Below are 17,330 nucleotides of genomic sequence, written 5' to 3' on the forward strand. Positions count from 1 at the left end.
TTCTCTTTTCAGATCGGTAAAACTCCCTATTCTGCATATTAGTATTGGATTGGAGAGGGTGCTGACGGAAACGTCCGCGTTGCTTGGGCATTACTCCCGAGGCCGATTGACCGAGGGGCTATTGCCTGAAAATCTGATGACAGAGCGGCTCTGATACTTATGTACCGCCGCCTGCCATGCAAACGCATGGATGTGCGCCAGCTTCAGTCCTGAAAAGGGAGATGGGGCCGATGTATGGAATGATGCGTACTGTTCTTTCGCATATGATTAAAACCGGCGATCTGACGGTCACCGATTCTAGTGGTGCGCGTACCCAGTACGGCGACAAGACTGGTGAGCCAGTTCATATACACTTCAAGACAAAGCACGCCGAGCGCGCCGTAGCGATCGACCCGGAACTGAAACTCGCCGAATGTTTCATGGATGGCGAGATCGAATTTCTGAACGGCGACATCTACACGCTGCTTCAGGTTGTGTTCGAGAACACCGGGCCGACAGCAGCGACTGAACCGTGGATGAAAGCCCTGGCGAAGCTGCGTATCTTCTTCCGTCGCTTTCAGCAGATGAATACGATTTCGCGTTCCTCAAACAATATCAAAAGCCACTATGATCTTTCAGGCGAACTCTACGACCTGTTTCTCGATCCCGACAAGCAGTATTCCTGCGCCTATTTCGATCCACCAAACGCCACACTCGCCGAAGCACAACTCGCCAAGAAGCGCCATATCGCTGCGAAGATGTTGGTGAAGGAGGGCGACAGGGTGCTCGATATTGGCTGCGGCTGGGGTGGCATGGGCCTCTATCTCGCCCGTCATCTCAAGGCCAACGTCACCGGCGTCACCTTGTCAGAAGAGCAACATGCCATTGCCAACCAGCGTGCGCAGGACGAAGGATTGTCCGACCGCGCGAAGTTCGAACTGACCGATTATCGCAACATCAACGACAAGTTTGACCGGCTGGTATCGGTTGGCATGTTCGAACATGTCGGGGTCGGGCATTTTGCCGAATATTTCCAGCATGTAGCGCGACTGATGAAGCCGGACGGCGTTTTCCTTCTGCATGCCATCGGACGCGCCGACGGGCCGGGAGCGACCAATCCGTTCATCCGTAAATACATCTTTCCAGGCGGATATATTCCAGCGCTTTCAGAGGTTATGCCGCATATCGAAAAGGCCGGCCTTTATGTCACCGACGTAGAGATCCTTCGGCTTCATTATGCGGAAACGCTGAAGGCTTGGCGGGAGGCCTTCATGGCCAACCGTGACAAGGCCAAGGCGCTGTATGACGAGCGTTTCTGCCGCATGTGGGAGTTCTATCTGGCCGCATCGGAAAGCGCATTCCGCTGGCAGAACATGATGGTGTTCCACATTCAGATCGCCCACAGGCAGCAATCCGTTCCACTGACCCGTAACTATATCGAGGCTGAGGAAAAGCGTCTCAAACGCCTCGACAGCGCACCAAAAGGTGCCAACAGCGAGGGTCGGGCGGTCAAGAAAAGCATGAACGCCTGAGATGAAGCCTTTCTGCTAGACATAGGAACGGGCCACTCCGCTGGAGCAGCCCGCTTCTTCTATTCTTACTCCGGCTTTGGCACACCTGCTTCCCATTTGTCCCAATGGGTAACGATGTCCGTCACGACTGGGGCGCCGACGAGGTAGATGTTCTCTACCGTTTCCGCAAAACCACCGGCCGTTTCACCTGGTGCCGGATCCAGATGCTGCAGCGTGGTTTCTTTCGGATTTCCCTGATCAAAGTTCACCGAACCGCGTAGACTGAGAATGCGGTCTGTACCGTGCTGCCGCTTGATAACGAGCGCGAGTGCTGCAGCTTCCATCTCGGTGGCCAGATAGTCGTCGGCACCGTATAGCTTGGCTATATACTGTGCTTCTTTCGACAGTCCGGGACCGTGGAAGAATGTATCTCCGGTCATATGCGTGCCCGTCTTCAAAGTCGGTTTCGCCTGTGCAGCCTTGTCGGGGTAACGCATGCGATAGGCCTGAGCTTCGGGTGAATCGCGAAGCTCGACATTGGAACCCAAGCGGAGTGCTGCCGCAACCAAATCGGAATTAAGCTTGAAAACACGGTATTCCTCATAGCCCTTCCGCGGCATGAAAACCGGTTCACCCGACTTGCCTTCTTCCGGCGCCCAACGATGACCCAGATCGTAATCGACAAGCCACGTCGCCCAGCTGACATCGCCTATCGTACCGCGTGAAGGCGGCGTTCCGGCTACACCGGACAAGATGTAATAGGTTTTGGAGAAGTCGAAGGCCGGGTCGAGCATGATTGCCTGCATGCTGGCCGAGGAATTCACCTTGCCCATGCCGAGAACTGAGCCGCACACACCATCATCGTTGCAATAAACGGGTTTCAGCGCCCCTCTGACTTCGATGGGCTTCGCGTCCTTCCAATAATGCTCATACCACCGTTGAAACTCGCCGGCCCGGTCGCCACTGTTCTGACCGATCTCGAACATGGCGGCGATAAACACTCTGACCTTGATCGGTTCTGAGGCTGCCGATGAAGCAGTTGATGAAGAAAAAAGAGCCAATGCTGTCAGAAGCCAGGCTGCAATGGTACGGTGTCGCATGAATATTCCTCATGAATATAAGCCGGGCTTTGCTTTGAATGCCCGCACAGATCGGGGAGCTTTGGGGTGGGAAAAGATTAGTATCGTCGATTGCTCCCCGCAATCTCCGTCAATAGGAAGTGCATAAAGGCAATGCCTGAACTGTGGATCAGTGTGAATCATGGTATAGGTTTTCTCTTCCAGCAGGAATCATCCGAAGCTGCGTTGCGTTTGGCATCGCTTGAGGGCTAGCTGGTCGCATCAGGAACGGAAAAGAGAATCATGGCGGAAGCGGCGGTACGCAAACTCGACGATGCGCGAGACCAGAAGGATGCGCTCTATCGGGAAGCACCCCACAATATTGAAGCGGAACAGGCTCTGCTTGGTGCGATCCTGATCAATAACGATGCCTTTTACCGGGTATCCGACTTCCTAAAGCCAACCCATTTCTTCGAGCCATTGCACCGTCGCATCTATGAAATCACGACCGATCTCATTCGCGTCGGCAAGATGGCCAATCCCGTGACAATGAAGACCTTCCTGCCGACCGAAGGCAAGGTGGGTGATCTCACAATCTTCCAATATGTGACCCGTCTCGCAACCGAAGCCGTCACCATTATCAATGCCGAGGATTATGGCCGCGCGATTTACGATCTGGCGACGCGCCGCGCGCTGATTGGCATTGGCGAGGACATGGTGAACGTTGCCTATGATGCACCTGTCGACATGGCGCCGCAGGAGCAGATCGAAGACGCCGAGCGTCGCCTGTTCGAGCTCGCCGAAACAGGACGTTATGACGGCGGTTTCCTGCCCTTCAAGGATGCCGTCACCACAGCCGTGGACATGGCCAATGCCGCCTTCATGCGCGACGGCCATCTTTCAGGTGTTTCAACCGGCATCCACACGCTCGATGGCAAGATGGGTGGCCTGCAGCCTTCCGACTTGATCATCCTTGCCGGTCGTCCGGGTATGGGCAAGACCTCGCTTGCAACCAATATCGCGTTTAATATCGCCAACGCCTATGAAGGAGAACAGCAGGCCGATGGTTCGATCAAAGCTGTAAATGGCGGCGTCGTCGGCTTCTTCTCGCTCGAAATGTCGGCGGAGCAGCTTGCAACCCGTATTATTTCCGAGCAAACGGAAGTCTCCTCTTCGAAGATCCGTCGTGGCGACATCACCGAAACCGATTTCGAAAAGCTCGTCGCTTGCTCACAGGTGATGCAGAAGATTCCGCTCTATATTGACCAGACCGGTGGTATCTCCATTGCGCAGCTTGCAGCGCGTGCACGCCGCCTGAAGCGCCAGCGAGGCCTCGACGTTCTGGTGATCGACTACGTGCAGCTGATGACCGGTTCGTCGAAAGCTTCGGCACAGAACCGTGTGCAAGAGATCACCGAAATCACCACAGGTCTCAAGGCGCTCGGCAAGGAACTGAACGTTCCTATCATTGCACTTTCACAGCTCTCCCGTCAGGTGGAAAGCCGCGAGGATAAGCGCCCACAGCTCTCCGATCTTCGTGAATCAGGCTCTATCGAGCAGGACGCTGACGTGGTGTTATTCGTGTTCCGTGAGGAATATTACGTCAAGAACCTGGAGCCGCGCGACGAATTCGACCCGAAATATGAAGAATGGAAACAGCACTTTGAAAAAGTGCGCGGCACTGCTGACGTAATCATCGCCAAACAGCGCCACGGACCGACCGGCACCGTCAAGCTCGCCTTCCAGTCTGAGTTCACACGGTTTGCAGATTTGGCCGAGGGTTCCTATCTGCCGGACCAGTATGAATAATAAAATCACGATCAAGATGGAGCGCGTCTGATGGCCAAGGCGCGCGTTCAGTTCATCTGCCAGAATTGCGGTGCGGTTCATTCGCGCTGGGCAGGCAAGTGCGACTCCTGCGGCGAGTGGAATACGCTTGTCGAGGAAGGCACCAATAGCGGTATCGGGTCTGGGCCCGGCGCCATGTTGTCCAAGCGCAAGGGTCGGGCCGTCGCCCTGACGTCTCTGTCCGGCGACATTGAAGATGCGCCGCGCATCATTTCCGGTATCAGCGAGCTTGACCGGGTTACGGGCGGTGGGTTCGTGCGCGGTTCCGCCCTTCTGATCGGCGGTGATCCCGGTATTGGGAAATCCACGCTGTTGACGCAGGCAGCAGCTGCCCTTTCCAATCGTGGCCATCGCATTGTTTATGTTTCTGGCGAAGAAGCCGTCGCACAGATACGCTTGCGTGCGCAGCGTCTGGGCGTGGCATCTTCGGCGGTGGAGCTTGCCGCCGAAACCAATGTTGAAGACATCATCGCTACCATTTCAGATACAAAGCGCCCCGATCTCGTCATCATCGATTCGATCCAGACACTCTGGACCGATATGGCAGATTCTGCTCCCGGCACGGTCACGCAGGTACGTTCGTCGGCACAAGCCATGATCCGCTATGCCAAGCAGACGGGTTCCGCAGTCGTGCTGGTGGGACATGTTACCAAAGACGGCCAGATTGCAGGCCCCCGCGTGGTCGAGCATATGGTTGATGGCGTTCTCTATTTCGAAGGTGAAGGCGGACATCACTATCGCATCCTGCGCACGGTAAAGAACCGTTTCGGCCCAACCGACGAGATCGGTGTCTTCGAGATGTCCGATGGCGGACTGCGCGAGGTTTCCAACCCTTCCGAGCTTTTCCTTGGCGAGCGCAACGCCAAGGCTCCGGGTGCGGCAGTCTTTGCCGGCATGGAAGGAACGCGCCCCGTGCTGGTGGAGATACAAGCGCTTGTCGCCCCCTCCTCCCTCGGCACCCCGCGTCGTGCGGTCGTAGGCTGGGACGGCGGACGCCTTGCCATGATCCTCGCCGTGCTCGAATCGCATTGCGGCGTTCGTTTCGGCCAGCACGATGTCTATCTGAATGTGGCTGGCGGCTATCGTATCAGCGAGCCTGCCGCCGATATAGCGGTGGCCGCTGCACTGGTTTCATCCATGGCCGGTATTGCCCTTCCGCCAGATTGTGTTTATTTCGGCGAAATCAGCCTTTCCGGTGCTGTTCGCGCGGTAACGCATGCAGTACAGAGGCTCAAGGAAGCCGAAAAACTCGGTTTCCGGCAGGCAGAAGTGCCCGGCGGCAGTGGCGAACTTTGGAAAGATCGTAACTTCCGGCTAATGGAAACTTCGGCTCTGCCCGACCTTGTTGCCCGCATCGCGGCTTCAGGATCCGGAAAGACGCAATAAATCTGGAGTTTTATGACTGGAAGAATCTGTCAACCTTCCGGTGATAAGCTCCAGCATCTTTGACTGCCCTGCGTATTAAAGTAATTGCGCATAATAACTGAGGACAGGCAGAATGCCGATAACCATGCTTGATGGAATTCTACTCGGGATAACGCTGGTTTCAGCCGTTTTGGCGATGGTGCGCGGTTTTTCCCGCGAGGTGCTGTCGCTGGTATCGTGGGCGGCAGCGGCCGCTGCAGCCTATCTCTTCTACCAGCCGGTTTTGCCTTTCGTGCAGCCCTATATCAACAACGAAACCATCGCAAAGATTGCCGCCGCTGGCGCGGTCTTCCTCGTCGTGCTGATCGTTGTATCGCTGATTACGATGAAGATCGCCGATTTCATCATCGACAGCCGTATCGGTGCGCTTGACCGCACACTCGGCTTTCTGTTCGGCGGCGTGCGCGGCGTACTTCTCGTTGTCGTTGCCATGCTGTTCTTCAACTGGCTCGTCCCGACAAACCAGCCAGCCTGGGTAACGAATGCGAAATCGAAGCCAATGCTCGATTCGTTCGGCCAGCAGCTGATCGACCTTCTGCCGGCTAATCCCGACCAGATGATCGACAAGTTCAAGCCACAACAAAATGCTCCGGCCTCTGGCGAGCAGGAAGAAGCGCCGGTTCCGGACGATACGCCTGCACAGCAATAAGGGGTTCCGAGAAATCGAGAAGCCGTCAGCCTCGCTGGCGGCTTTTTCAATTCCGGAAGCGAAAAACGAATAAGGTAATATAGCCCACTTGACCGTCAGACATTGTCATTTCGGTTCCGCGATCATATTTCAGGCGGGAATTTGCGAGATTATTCGTGGACATCGTGCGATACTAATGTTCATGAGACTATATCGACGTAGCGGTGAACTCTTCGCTTTTAACAAAAAGCCATCTTGTGATAGAGAGGCGCTTTAGTTGCCTCTGCAATCGAAAGGCCTTGCGGCAATGACCAGCCATTCTTCTGAAAATGCCTCCTTTATGCTGGATGAAGACACCCTGCATGAAGAGTGCGGCGTATTTGGCATTCTTGGCCATGAAGACGCAGCCGCACTGACCGCATTGGGCCTGCATGCCCTTCAGCATCGCGGGCAGGAAGCAGCCGGTATCGTTTCCTATCACAATCGCCGTTTTCATTCCGAACGCCATATGGGCCTTGTCGGCGACCATTTTACCGATGCCGCGACGCTGAACCGCCTGCCCGGTGATCGCTCGATCGGCCATGTGCGCTACTCCACCACCGGCGAGACGATCCTGCGCAATGTGCAGCCATTGTTCGCGGAACTGGAAGTCGGCGGCATCGCCATTGCCCACAATGGCAACTTCACCAACGGCATCACGCTGCGCAAGCAGCTGATTGCTTCCGGCGCAATCTTTCAAGCGACATCCGATACGGAAGTCGTACTACATATGATCGCCCGTTCGCGACATGCATCCTCGTCCGACCGTTTCGTCGATGCCATTCGTCAGGTCGAAGGCGGCTACGCCATGCTGGCGCTGACCCGCACCAAGCTAATTGCCGCGCGTGACGCAATCGGTATCCGTCCGCTTGTCATGGGCGAACTCGACGGTAAACCTATCTTCTGTTCGGAAACCTGTGCGCTCGATATTATCGGCGCGAAATATGTTCGCGACGTCGAAAATGGCGAAGTGGTCATTTGCGAGATTCAGAAGGACGGCTCCATCACCGTCGATTCCATCAAGGCTGAAAATCCACAGCCGGAACGGCTCTGCCTGTTCGAGTATGTCTATTTTGCCCGTCCCGACTCCGTCGTCGGCGGTCGCAGCGTCTATGTCGCGCGCAAGAAGATGGGCATGGAGCTTGCCAAGGAAGCCGGCATTGAAGCTGATGTTGTCGTGCCGGTCCCTGATGGCGGCACACCGGCCGCTCTCGGTTTTGCTCAGGCCAGCGGCATCCCGTTCGAATACGGCATCATCCGCAATCATTACGTGGGCCGTACCTTCATCGAACCAACGCAGCAAATTCGTGCGCTGGGCGTCAAGCTGAAGCATTCGGCCAATCGCGCCATGATCGAAGGCAAGCGCGTCGTGCTGGTGGACGATTCCATCGTCCGCGGCACCACTTCCGTCAAGATTGTTCAGATGATCCGCGATGCAGGCGCAAAGGAAGTGCATATCCGCGTGGCAAGTCCAATGATTTACCATCCGGATTTCTACGGTATCGACACCCCCCATGCCGATAAGCTGCTGGCCAACCAGCACGAAAACCTGGAATCCATGTGTCGTTACATCGGTGCGGATTCTCTGGCATTTCTTTCCATTGACGGGCTCTACACGGCCGTTGGCGGGAATCCACGTGATCCGAACGCGCCGGCTTTCACCGATCACTATTTCACCGGCGAATATCCGACCCGCCTCCTTGATCAGGAAGGCGAGAGCAATGTGCACACGCTGTCGCTGCTCGCAAGCAACGGCTGATCGCACAATTCTTCACACAGGTGGCCCAAAAGGCTGCCTGTTTCTTGTGTTTGCATGACAAATGGGGACTAGATGAGCATCGACCTTACGGGCCGCATCGCACTGGTAACAGGCGCATCGCGCGGTATTGGCTATTTTCTTTCACTTGAACTGGCAAAACGCGGCGCACATGTAGTCGCGGTCGCACGCACTGTCGGCGGCCTTGAAGAGCTGGACGATGATATCCGCAAGCTCGGTGGCAATGCGACGCTGGTGCCTCTCGATATTACCGACATGGAAGCGATTGATCGCCTCGGCGGCTCCATTCATGAGCGTTGGGGTAAGCTCGATATCATGGTTGCCAATGCTGGCGTTCTTGGCACGATCTCACCGATCGGCCATGTCGAGGCCAAGACTTTCGAGAAAGTCATGAACGTTAATGTCACCAGCGTGTGGCGCCTCATCCGGTCTACTGATCCGCTGCTGCGTGCTTCTGATGCTGGCCGTGCCATTCTCCTCTCTTCCGGCGTAGCGCATACCTGCCGGGCTTTCTGGGCGCCCTACGCTGCCTCGAAAGCTGCTGTCGAAGTCATGGCACGCAGTTGGGCAGAAGAAACAAAGCAGATGAAGCTCAAGATCAACTCGGTCAATCCGGGCGCCACACGCACGGCAATGCGTGCGCAGGCCATGCCGGGCGAAGATCCGGAGACGCTGCCAACACCGCAGTCGGTTGCCGAAAAGATCGTCAAGCTCGCCGATCCGAACCTAGAAGTTAGCGGTAAGCTTTTCGACGTTCGTCAGAATCGCTTCCTCGACTATCATCTGCCGAGCTGATTTCCGTCCTCCGGCCTTGCCAATATGCAAGGCCGGTTCTATGTATTTACTTATTCATGTTTCCCGCCTAGCCACCTGACGGCTCTTTTTTCCGCGGGCTTTTCTCCCACTCCCAAACCTCTTCATCGCGCGCCGACTGATTTGACGCGCGTTCGCTTTTCTATTGGAGGACTTATGACCAAAGATTATCAGCATTTCATCATTATCAGCGGTGGGCCCGGATCAGGCAAAAGCACACTGATCGATGCACTCGAAAGGCAGGGGGTTTCCCGCACAGTGGAGGCTGGACGTGCCATCATTCAGGATCAGGTCGCCATCGGCGGCAATGCTTTGCCCTGGAGCGACCGCATGCTTTTTGCGGAGTTGATGCTTTCATGGGAAATGCGCTCGCACGCGATGGCAGAACAACAGCACGGGACAGTCGTCTTCGACCGCGGTGTGCCGGATGTGATTGGCTATCTGATGCTGTGTAACCTCTCAGTTCCGCAGCATATGGAAGAGGCCGCTCTACAAACCAGATATAACAGAACGGTTTTCCTCGCGCCGCCATGGGCGGAAATCTTCGGTCAGGATGCTGAACGCAAGCAGGATTTCGAGGAAGCCGTACGCACATTCGAGGCGATGGATAAAACCTACAGACGACTTGGATATGAAATCGCGCTCCTGCCAAAATCATCGGTCGAGGAGCGCGTTGGTTTCATCAAGCAGGAATTGCCATCAGTTTTCCCCTGACGGCGCCTCTCCTTCGGTGCCGGCTTCTTCCTCGGCCTTTCGGTCGGCGGCTTCGCGCTTGTTCCAAGCAGCCAAGCTGAACGGAAGAAATGCGAGATAGGCAAGTGCGGTAAGGCTCAATGTCTGCCAGGTGAAGCTCATCAGGAACGCGACATAAACAACCACGAACAGGATGAGCGGCATGACTATATCGCGCCGGACAAGGCTTCCAGCGGACTTGCCGTTATAGACCGGGAGGCGGCTTACGAGCAGAAACGCGATTGCTACGGTATAGATCGCTACGCCGAACGCGAGCCCTCGCGTTGGGGTCAAACCGAGAAAACCGAGATAAACCGGCAAAAGGACAAGCATGGCGCCTGCTGGTGCAGGCACGCCGATAAAATAGTTGCTTTGCCACGCTGGACGGTTCGGATCTTCCAGCATGACATTGAAACGTGCCAACCGCAGGCAGCAGGCAATGGCATAGAGGAGTGCCGCAATCCAACCGAACGAGCGTGCTTGATCGAGCATGAAGGCATAGAGCACCAGAGCGGGCGCCACACCGAAATTGACGATATCGGCGAGCGAATCCATCTGCGCGCCGAACTTCGACGATCCCTTCATCATGCGAGCAACGCGCCCATCGATACCATCGAGAAAGGCTGCGACGAGGACCATCACAACGGCAAGCTCGAAGCGGTTTTCGAAAGCCAGGCGAATGCCTGTAAGGCCCGCACAGATGGCGAGAACCGTTATAACATTTGGAATGACGATACGCAGCGGTATCTGCGACAGCTTGGGGCCGCGCGATGAATCGACATGGCCATTTGGCTCGAAAGGCGGAAAAGGCGTCTCCATCGGCTCAGCCGATCCGCACCACAGGTTCGCCGCGCACGCTGCCGTAATCGGCCAGAACGGTTTCACCGGCGACTGCAGTCTGGCCAACTGCAACACGAACGGTCGCATCGGCCGGAAGATAGACATCGACGCGCGATCCGAAACGGATCAGGCCAAACCGTTCGCCCACGGACAAGTCATCATCCTCGTTGGACCAGCAGACGATGCGCCGCGCGACCAGACCGGCTATCTGGACGACGCCGATCTTGCCATGAGGACTTTCGATCAGAACACTATTACGTTCGTTCTCCGTGCTCGCCTTGTCCAGTTCCGCGTTGAGGAACTTGCCAGGACGATGCACGACCCTTTCGATTTTTCCACGAACCGGAGAGCGGTTGATGTGAACCGAGAACACATTCATGAAAACCGACACACGCATACGCGGCTCAGCGCCAAAATCCAGCTCGGCTGGTGGCACAGCCGGACCGACGAAGGAAACCTTGCCATCAGCGGGGCTGATGACCAGATCATCGTCCATCGGGGTCACGCGCTCCGGATCACGATAGAAGTAGATGCACCAGACGGTCAGTACCATGCCGATCCAGAACAACGGGTCCCAAAGCCAGCCAAGAATAAGGGAAACCACGAAAAAGCCCGCGATAAACGGATAACCTTCCCGATGGATCGGCACGAAAGTATTGCGGATGGTGTCAGTAAGGCTCATCGCTCTTCCTTTGAGTTTGGCCGTTATTTACCTCATCCTGTTCAGAATCGAAATCCATTTCGCAAATTATTCACGGCTGTCAGGGCACGTGATCGCGCCCTGATATAACTGACCGCCGATAAACTGCCTACTCCGCCGCCGGAACTCCACGTTTGACGATACCCAATTCGTCACTTTCGCGAACCTGACGCAGACGCTCTTCCGCCTCATCCGCCTCGCGCTGACGAGCCCACATGGACGCATAAAGTCCCTTATGCTTGAGAAGCACGCGGTGGGTGCCCCGTTCGGCAATCAGACCATCTTTCAAGACGATGATCTCATCGGCACCGATCACGGTCGACAGTCGATGCGCGATGACAAGCGTAGTTCGGCCCCGGCTGACGATATCGAGCGCAGACTGGATTTCCTGCTCGGTGGCTGTATCAAGCGCGGAGGTTGCCTCATCAAGTATCAGGATCGGCGGTGCCTTCAGGATCGTGCGGGCAATGGCTACACGTTGTTTCTCACCGCCCGAAAGTTTGAGGCCACGTTCGCCAACCATGGCCTGGTAACCTTCCGGCAGATGCTTGATGAAGCCGGAAATCTGCGCCAGTTCAGCCGCCTTTTCCACTTCTTCGTTCGTGGCGTCAGGACGGCCATAACGAATGTTGTAAGCGATCGTGTCGTTGAACAGGACCGTGTCCTGCGGCACCATGCCGATAACCTTGCGCAGGCTTTCCTGCGTGACATCGCGAACGTCCTGCCCGTCGATGGAAACCGATCCGGACTGGACATCATAGAAGCGAAACAGCAGTCGTGAGATCGTGGATTTACCCGCACCCGACGGCCCGACAATCGCCACCGTCTTTCCCGCCGGCACTTCAAAACTTATGCCCTTTAGAATCGGGCGGTTCGCATCATAGGCGAAATGCACATCATCGAAACGAATTGCGCCGTGATCGATTCCCAATGCTGGTGCGTTGGGCTTGTCGACGACTTCCTGCTTCACATCGAGGAGATCGAACATCTGCTCAATATCGGTCAAACCCTGACGGATTTCGCGATAGATGAAACCGATGAAATTGAGCGGGATGGACAGCTGCATAAGCATGGCATTAATGAAAACGAAATCGCCGATGGATTGTGTCCCGGCCCGGACTTCAAGCGCTGACATGACCATGACCACCGCCATGCCGACACCGAAGATGACGGCCTGACCGAAGTTCAGCCAACCAAGTGACGTCCAGGTCTGGGTAGCCGCTTTTTCATAACGTGCCATCGAGGCATCGAAGCGCTTGGCTTCCATGTTCTCGTTGCCGAAATATTTGACAGTTTCGAAATTGAGCAACGAGTCGATTGCCTTAGTGTTGGCATCCGTATCGGAGTCGTTCATTTCGCGACGAATGTTGATACGCCAGTCGCTCGCCTTGATTGTAAACCAGGTGTAGAGCCAGACCGTTGCCGCGACCACGAGCAGATAGGAAATGCCATAGGCGAATGCGAAAATCACCGCCGTCAGCGCAAATTCAAGAATGGTGGGCAGCGTGTTGAGGATCGTGAAACGGACAATCGTTTCGATGCCCTTAGTCCCACGTTCGATAACCCGCGAAAGCCCACCCGTTCGCCGTTCAAGATGGAACCTGAGTGAAAGCTGGTGCATGTGCACGAAAGTTCGGTAAGCCAGCTGGCGTACTGCATATTGCCCGACACTTGCAAACAATGCGTCGCGAAGCTGATTGAGGCCAGCCTGTACGATCTTGGCGCCGTTATAAGCCAGCACAAGCATCACTGCGCCAACCAGAAACAGTGGAATATAATCCGGCGGGTTCAATTGACCGGTCAAGGCATTCGTCACCCATTTGAAGAAATAGGGCACGAGGATGAGCACGATCTTGGAAATCACCAGATAGAACGTGGCCCACACAACGCGCATGCGCAGATCGGGCCTGTCGGACGGCCACATATAGGGCCAGAGATTTCGCAGTGTCTTGAACGTCTCGCCGGAGTCGGCGGAAACCGTTTTGGGGGAACTCATGGTGCGTTCTTTCAAGTCGGTGGGCTCAAGCGATTTCGTATGAGATGAAACTCCGTCATCGCTCTATCTATTTGTATTGACGCATCTCTTCCGAAATCCACTTGGGGCTTTTCGGGATGCTCTATCCGTTTGTTTTTACGTATGTCTTTATCCCGAAACCGGTTCCCACTTTCGGGAGACATACTCTAGCCGCAGCATCTGCTCTTAAAGGAAGCAAAATGCGTGCGAACAGCGTTTAGTTGCTGCCAGTTGACGCTGTAACGCGAGGACTGACGTTCGGGCCGATAATCGATAAGACCGGCCTGCACGAGGACCTTGAGGTGTTGGGAAACCGTCGATTGAGCAAGGTCGAGCTTGCCGACAATATCCTTGCAGCAGCAGGCGTCCTCCATCATCAACTGGCGGATAATTCGGATGCGAACAGGATGGCCCAGCGCGGCGCAAATGCGCGCTGCCGCTTCATCGTCAATGCCAAGCTGCGCCAGATCGGCGACAGTTTCGGTCGAGTTTTTGTCCAGCACTATCTTCATCGTATATCGACGATATACGATTATACTATAAAGTTCAAGATTTGGAGACGTTCATTCCAGAAAATAGCGCCAAACCGGAAACACACTATCATGAGTGACGCTCATTGTTGAAATGCGCCCCCTGCGTTGAGAGCCGCGCAATTCCAGGAACTCGTCGTCAGTTAGCGCTATCTTTCAACTGGCGCTTGGCCTCCCCATCGCCCAAAGGTGCCTTCGGCATATTAAATACTTGCCCCGGCCAGATTAGATCTGGATTGCGGATCTGGTCGCGATTGGCGAGGTAGATCGTCGTATATCGCGTCCCCTTACCATAGGCGCGCTTGGATATCGTCCAGAGATTATCCCCACGCCGAATGATGACAGAGCCGTCGACTTTCTGCAGCGGGGCTGCGGACGAAGCGGCCTCATCACCAATCGCTTCCGATGCAGCCGCCGCCTGACCGTCCGTGTCGGAAGCAACAGCCGAAATATTCTCGCCAGCTTCCCGACGGAACGGGACGCGGGCTGTGGCCAGAACCTGATTGGCATTGTCGAGCAGGTCGGCGCGAATGATGTAATCACCAACGCTGAGCGGTTGTTTGCTCTGCACAAGGAAACGGCCTTCAGGCGAAATGAGGCTTGCGCCAAGCAATGTATCGTTGGCGTGGACAATCACGCGATTGCCGCCCTTGGCTTTACCCGCCACGAAAACAGCCTGGCCTTCAATCTCGACAGCCTCGATGGCAATCGGCGAATCCTGAGCAGGCTTGGCCGCTGGCTTGTCTGCTGCTTCAGGGGTAGCTTCCGCATTGTCCTGCAGCTTCTTTGCTGTTTCCGGCTTGGTAATCAGGCGGCTCGCCTGCCCCGGCTCCTCAACCAACGCCAGCACTTGCCCGGACTTGGTTTCAGGCACCGACACGATGGCGGTCTGGGCAGAGGTGGCAACGTTGTTATCCGTTCCAGTTGAACGCAAGACCAACTGATGGTCACCCGCCTTCAAAGGATTATCCAGAACAATGGCAAAATCGCCATTGGCTCCGGCCTTGGCATTGCCGACAACAGTGGCACCTGCGACAACCTCAACATCAGCATTGGGGAGCGCCTTGCCCGCGATCACGACCGAACCGTCAGGCTCGACGCGAAGAAGATCGAAAACCGGTGTGTTGTCTGCCTGCTCTGCGGGAGTGGCATCAGCCTGCTTGGCAGGCTCTTCGGATTGCGCGCCTTGCGGGCTCGCATCGTTTGCTGAAGCGTCACCAGCAGGCCTGGCAGCGTCTGGCCTCTTCGTCTCGGATGGTGTTGTTTCTGGCTGCGCTGGCGCATTGCTCGAAGCTGGCGCAGTGGCATTAGGTTGCGGCGCCTCAACGCGGGATCGTGTCGCATTCCAATAGAGGCCGAGCCCGGCGACGATTGCGACGAGCCCGATACCGAGCAATCCTAAACTGTTCTTTTGCATTTCGTTTCGAAATCCACGCCAGAGACTATAATAGCGGGTTTATAGCTTTTGGCTTGCCCCTACAAGGAATCTGCACCGAAACAGCAAAAGGTACGAGGCATTTTATTAGCTAGGTTACTGTTCTACACAGTTTGTCGGCTTTGATTGGTCCGGATCCTCCATAAGGTTATAAAGATCGGCCGTTTCGCCCTTGGTCCACCAGATGTAGACGCCACCGGCATATTTGGCTCCAGACCCTGAAATGACGTTGGAAGCGACGATAGTCTCGTCGTCAAGCTCCAGCTCAGCAAGCGAAACATCACCGGCATTGTAGTAGGTTACCGAGACATTTTTCTCGCCACATTTATACAGAACAGAGTTGGTCGTTACTTCGGTATTGTCCGGCAGTTTGATGTTGATCTCGCCAGCCGATGCGGATGATGCGGCAAAGGTGAGCCCGAGAAACACAACCCAGTTCTTCATATCCAATCCACTTCTCAATCTGGAGTACATACGGATTGAGATATAACAATCACTGCGAATGTCCACCCGGAACCTGATGTATACGTCTCACTGGTAGCAATCTTCACTGCAAAATGAAATCGCAGACGCTTGACGCTGAAAGGTCAAAAGCGCACAAGAAAATCATGTCTGAGATTCGATCCATCTGTGTTTATTGCGGCTCGTCCACGGGCCTGAATCCCATCTATCGCGAAGCGGGCGTCACGCTCGGCCGGTCCATTGCCGAACATGGTCTGCGCCTAGTTTATGGTGGCGGCACGCGCGGCATCATGGGCGCGGTTGCGCAAGGCGTGATGGAAGCCGGCGGCGAAGTCACCGGCATCATCCCGACCTTCCTGCTCGACAAGGAAGCAAGCCTTGAAAAGGCCGAACAGCTGACCGAACTCATCGTTGTCGGCGACATGCATGAACGCAAACACCTCATGTTCCAGAAGTCGGATGCGTTCGTCACGCTGCCCGGCGGCATTGGCACGGTTGAGGAAATCGTGGAAATGATGACCTGGGCGCAGCTCGGCAAGCATCGCAAGCCGATGGTGTTCGCTAACATCAACAATTTCTGGCAGCCTATGCTCTCGCTTCTGGAGCATATGACGGCGGAAGGTTTCCTGCACACCGCACACCAGGTAAAGCCGCTTGTCATCAACAAGGCGGAGGACATCGTTCCCGCCATTATCGCCGCCAACGGCAAGGCGCATGAAGGCGACCAGAAGATCATCGAAAAGATGTAATCGCAGCTTTCGCCCAAAATACATGACCGAATGCCATACATGGCCGAATGACAGGGGCGGAGCGATCCGCCCTTAATTTTATCCGGGAGGGATTGATGAAGACGATTGGGCTGATAGGCGGGATGAGCTGGGAAAGCTCGCAGGAATATTATCGCATCATCAATCAGGAAGTCCGCGCACGGCTCGGCGGCACGCATTCGGCCAAAAGCCTGATGTGGTCGATGGATTTTGGTGAGATCGAGCATCTTCAGCATGAAGGCAAATGGGACGAGCTGACCAGGCTCATGATCGAGGCCGCGCAGAACCTTGAAAAGGGCGGCGCGGATTTCATCCTGATCTGCACCAACACTATGCATAAAATGGCCGCTGACGTCGAAAGCGCCACATCGATCCCGCTTGTGCATATTGCTGACCCTACGGCAAAAAAGATCAAAGCCGCAGGCTTGTCCAAAATCGGGTTGTTAGGCACCGCCTTCACGATGGAGCAGGAATTCTATAAAGGCCGCCTTGCGGCCAAACACGGGCTAGAGGTTCTGACGCCCGATGAAGCCCACCGCAAAACCGTGCATGACATCATCTATCACGAACTGGTCGTCGGCGAAGTACGCGATACGTCACGAGAAAAATACCGTGCTGTCATCAGTCGTCTAGTCGAGCACGGGGCCGAAGCTATCATTCTCGGCTGTACCGAAATCATGTTGCTCATCGGGCAGCAGGATAGCCCCGTGCCGGTATTCGACACAACGCAACTGCACGCCGAAGCGGCGGTGGATTGGGCTTTGGCTTAAAC

16 protein-coding genes are annotated in these 17,330 nt (G+C 55.5%); 9 read left to right on the forward strand and 7 right to left on the reverse strand.

What is annotated here, in order from left to right; all coding sequences use genetic code 11:
* Window positions 1-230: 230 nt before the first annotated feature.
* Complete coding sequence (locus AAE521_RS04950; RefSeq protein WP_342060650.1) at window positions 231-1,511, forward strand: cyclopropane fatty acid synthase; 1,281 nt, start codon at window positions 231-233, stop codon at window positions 1,509-1,511.
* A gap of 65 nt (window positions 1,512-1,576) precedes the next feature.
* Here the strand turns inward: AAE521_RS04950 and AAE521_RS04955 are convergent, their stop codons facing one another.
* Window positions 1,577-2,590, reverse strand: a complete 1,014-nt coding sequence (locus AAE521_RS04955; protein WP_342060651.1) for a purine-nucleoside phosphorylase — start codon at window positions 2,588-2,590, stop codon at window positions 1,577-1,579.
* 261 nt (window positions 2,591-2,851) lie between these two features.
* Between AAE521_RS04955 and AAE521_RS04960 the strand changes: the two genes are divergently transcribed.
* The 6 genes from AAE521_RS04960 (at window position 2,852) to AAE521_RS04985 (ending at window position 9,792) form a co-directional block, all read left to right on the forward strand.
* Window positions 2,852-4,357, forward strand: a complete 1,506-nt coding sequence (locus tag AAE521_RS04960) for a replicative DNA helicase (protein ID WP_342060652.1) — start codon at window positions 2,852-2,854, stop codon at window positions 4,355-4,357.
* A 30-nt stretch (window positions 4,358-4,387) separates the two neighbouring features.
* Window positions 4,388-5,782, forward strand: coding sequence for a DNA repair protein RadA (gene radA / locus AAE521_RS04965; RefSeq protein WP_071633389.1), 1,395 nt, complete (start codon window positions 4,388-4,390; stop codon window positions 5,780-5,782).
* Between the two features lie 112 nt (window positions 5,783-5,894).
* Window positions 5,895-6,470, forward strand: coding sequence for a CvpA family protein (locus tag AAE521_RS04970; RefSeq protein ID WP_043062671.1), 576 nt, complete (start codon window positions 5,895-5,897; stop codon window positions 6,468-6,470).
* Window positions 6,471-6,756: 286 nt separating this feature from the next.
* The gene (gene purF / locus AAE521_RS04975) at window positions 6,757-8,247 is read left to right on the forward strand and encodes an amidophosphoribosyltransferase (protein WP_342060653.1); all 1,491 of its coding nucleotides are present in this window, start codon (window positions 6,757-6,759) and stop codon (window positions 8,245-8,247) included.
* A 72-nt stretch (window positions 8,248-8,319) separates the two neighbouring features.
* Window positions 8,320-9,060 carry an SDR family NAD(P)-dependent oxidoreductase gene (locus AAE521_RS04980; protein ID WP_071633387.1) on the forward strand — a complete coding sequence of 247 codons (741 nt, stop codon included), beginning with the start codon at window positions 8,320-8,322 and terminating at the stop codon, window positions 9,058-9,060.
* A gap of 174 nt (window positions 9,061-9,234) precedes the next feature.
* Window positions 9,235-9,792, forward strand: a complete 558-nt coding sequence (locus AAE521_RS04985) for an AAA family ATPase (RefSeq protein WP_342060654.1) — start codon at window positions 9,235-9,237, stop codon at window positions 9,790-9,792.
* Here AAE521_RS04985 and pssA read toward each other — a convergent pair.
* From pssA to AAE521_RS05015, 6 genes are all read right to left on the reverse strand, one after another.
* On the reverse strand, window positions 9,778-10,629 hold the full coding sequence (gene pssA, locus AAE521_RS04990; RefSeq protein WP_071633385.1) for a CDP-diacylglycerol--serine O-phosphatidyltransferase: 852 nt from the start codon (window positions 10,627-10,629) through the stop codon (window positions 9,778-9,780). The genes AAE521_RS04985 and pssA overlap by 15 nt on opposite strands.
* A gap of 4 nt (window positions 10,630-10,633) precedes the next feature.
* Window positions 10,634-11,332, reverse strand: coding sequence for a phosphatidylserine decarboxylase (locus AAE521_RS04995; RefSeq protein WP_071633384.1), 699 nt, complete (start codon window positions 11,330-11,332; stop codon window positions 10,634-10,636).
* 127 nt (window positions 11,333-11,459) lie between these two features.
* Window positions 11,460-13,346, reverse strand: coding sequence for an ABCB family ABC transporter ATP-binding protein/permease (locus AAE521_RS05000; RefSeq protein WP_071633383.1), 1,887 nt, complete (start codon window positions 13,344-13,346; stop codon window positions 11,460-11,462).
* Between the two features lie 185 nt (window positions 13,347-13,531).
* On the reverse strand, window positions 13,532-13,876 hold the full coding sequence (locus AAE521_RS05005; protein WP_071633382.1) for an ArsR/SmtB family transcription factor: 345 nt from the start codon (window positions 13,874-13,876) through the stop codon (window positions 13,532-13,534).
* A gap of 157 nt (window positions 13,877-14,033) precedes the next feature.
* Window positions 14,034-15,311, reverse strand: coding sequence for an Ig-like domain-containing protein (locus AAE521_RS05010; RefSeq protein WP_342060655.1), 1,278 nt, complete (start codon window positions 15,309-15,311; stop codon window positions 14,034-14,036).
* A 114-nt stretch (window positions 15,312-15,425) separates the two neighbouring features.
* Window positions 15,426-15,773, reverse strand: coding sequence for an MliC family protein (locus tag AAE521_RS05015; protein ID WP_071633380.1), 348 nt, complete (start codon window positions 15,771-15,773; stop codon window positions 15,426-15,428).
* A gap of 164 nt (window positions 15,774-15,937) precedes the next feature.
* Between AAE521_RS05015 and AAE521_RS05020 the strand changes: the two genes are divergently transcribed.
* Window positions 15,938-16,540 carry an LOG family protein gene (locus AAE521_RS05020; protein ID WP_071633417.1) on the forward strand — a complete coding sequence of 201 codons (603 nt, stop codon included), beginning with the start codon at window positions 15,938-15,940 and terminating at the stop codon, window positions 16,538-16,540.
* Window positions 16,541-16,635: 95 nt separating this feature from the next.
* Window positions 16,636-17,328, forward strand: a complete 693-nt coding sequence (locus AAE521_RS05025; RefSeq protein WP_071633379.1) for an aspartate/glutamate racemase family protein — start codon at window positions 16,636-16,638, stop codon at window positions 17,326-17,328.
* The last annotated feature ends 2 nt before the right edge of the window (window positions 17,329-17,330 follow it).

The sequence above is a fragment of the Brucella cytisi genome (genome assembly GCF_038433355.1).
In the GTDB taxonomy this organism is placed as follows: Bacteria; Pseudomonadota; Alphaproteobacteria; order Rhizobiales; family Rhizobiaceae; genus Brucella; species Brucella cytisi.

Coding starts and splice junctions, on each gene's coding strand:
- AAE521_RS04955 (WP_342060651.1), bottom strand. CDS start 2,590: ATGCGACACCGTACCATTGCAGCCTGGCTTCTGACAGCATTGGCTCTT.
- AAE521_RS05000 (WP_071633383.1), bottom strand. CDS start 13,346: ATGAGTTCCCCCAAAACGGTTTCCGCCGACTCCGGCGAGACGTTCAAG.
- AAE521_RS05005 (WP_071633382.1), bottom strand. CDS start 13,876: ATGAAGATAGTGCTGGACAAAAACTCGACCGAAACTGTCGCCGATCTG.
- AAE521_RS04985 (WP_342060654.1), top strand. CDS start 9,235: ATGACCAAAGATTATCAGCATTTCATCATTATCAGCGGTGGGCCCGGA.
- AAE521_RS04970 (WP_043062671.1), top strand. CDS start 5,895: ATGCCGATAACCATGCTTGATGGAATTCTACTCGGGATAACGCTGGTT.
- purF (WP_342060653.1), top strand. CDS start 6,757: ATGACCAGCCATTCTTCTGAAAATGCCTCCTTTATGCTGGATGAAGAC.
- AAE521_RS05015 (WP_071633380.1), bottom strand. CDS start 15,773: ATGAAGAACTGGGTTGTGTTTCTCGGGCTCACCTTTGCCGCATCATCC.
- AAE521_RS05020 (WP_071633417.1), top strand. CDS start 15,938: ATGTCTGAGATTCGATCCATCTGTGTTTATTGCGGCTCGTCCACGGGC.
- AAE521_RS04950 (WP_342060650.1), top strand. CDS start 231: ATGTATGGAATGATGCGTACTGTTCTTTCGCATATGATTAAAACCGGC.
- AAE521_RS05010 (WP_342060655.1), bottom strand. CDS start 15,311: ATGCAAAAGAACAGTTTAGGATTGCTCGGTATCGGGCTCGTCGCAATC.
- pssA (WP_071633385.1), bottom strand. CDS start 10,629: ATGGAGACGCCTTTTCCGCCTTTCGAGCCAAATGGCCATGTCGATTCA.
- AAE521_RS04980 (WP_071633387.1), top strand. CDS start 8,320: ATGAGCATCGACCTTACGGGCCGCATCGCACTGGTAACAGGCGCATCG.
- AAE521_RS05025 (WP_071633379.1), top strand. CDS start 16,636: ATGAAGACGATTGGGCTGATAGGCGGGATGAGCTGGGAAAGCTCGCAG.
- radA (WP_071633389.1), top strand. CDS start 4,388: ATGGCCAAGGCGCGCGTTCAGTTCATCTGCCAGAATTGCGGTGCGGTT.
- AAE521_RS04960 (WP_342060652.1), top strand. CDS start 2,852: ATGGCGGAAGCGGCGGTACGCAAACTCGACGATGCGCGAGACCAGAAG.
- AAE521_RS04995 (WP_071633384.1), bottom strand. CDS start 11,332: ATGAGCCTTACTGACACCATCCGCAATACTTTCGTGCCGATCCATCGG.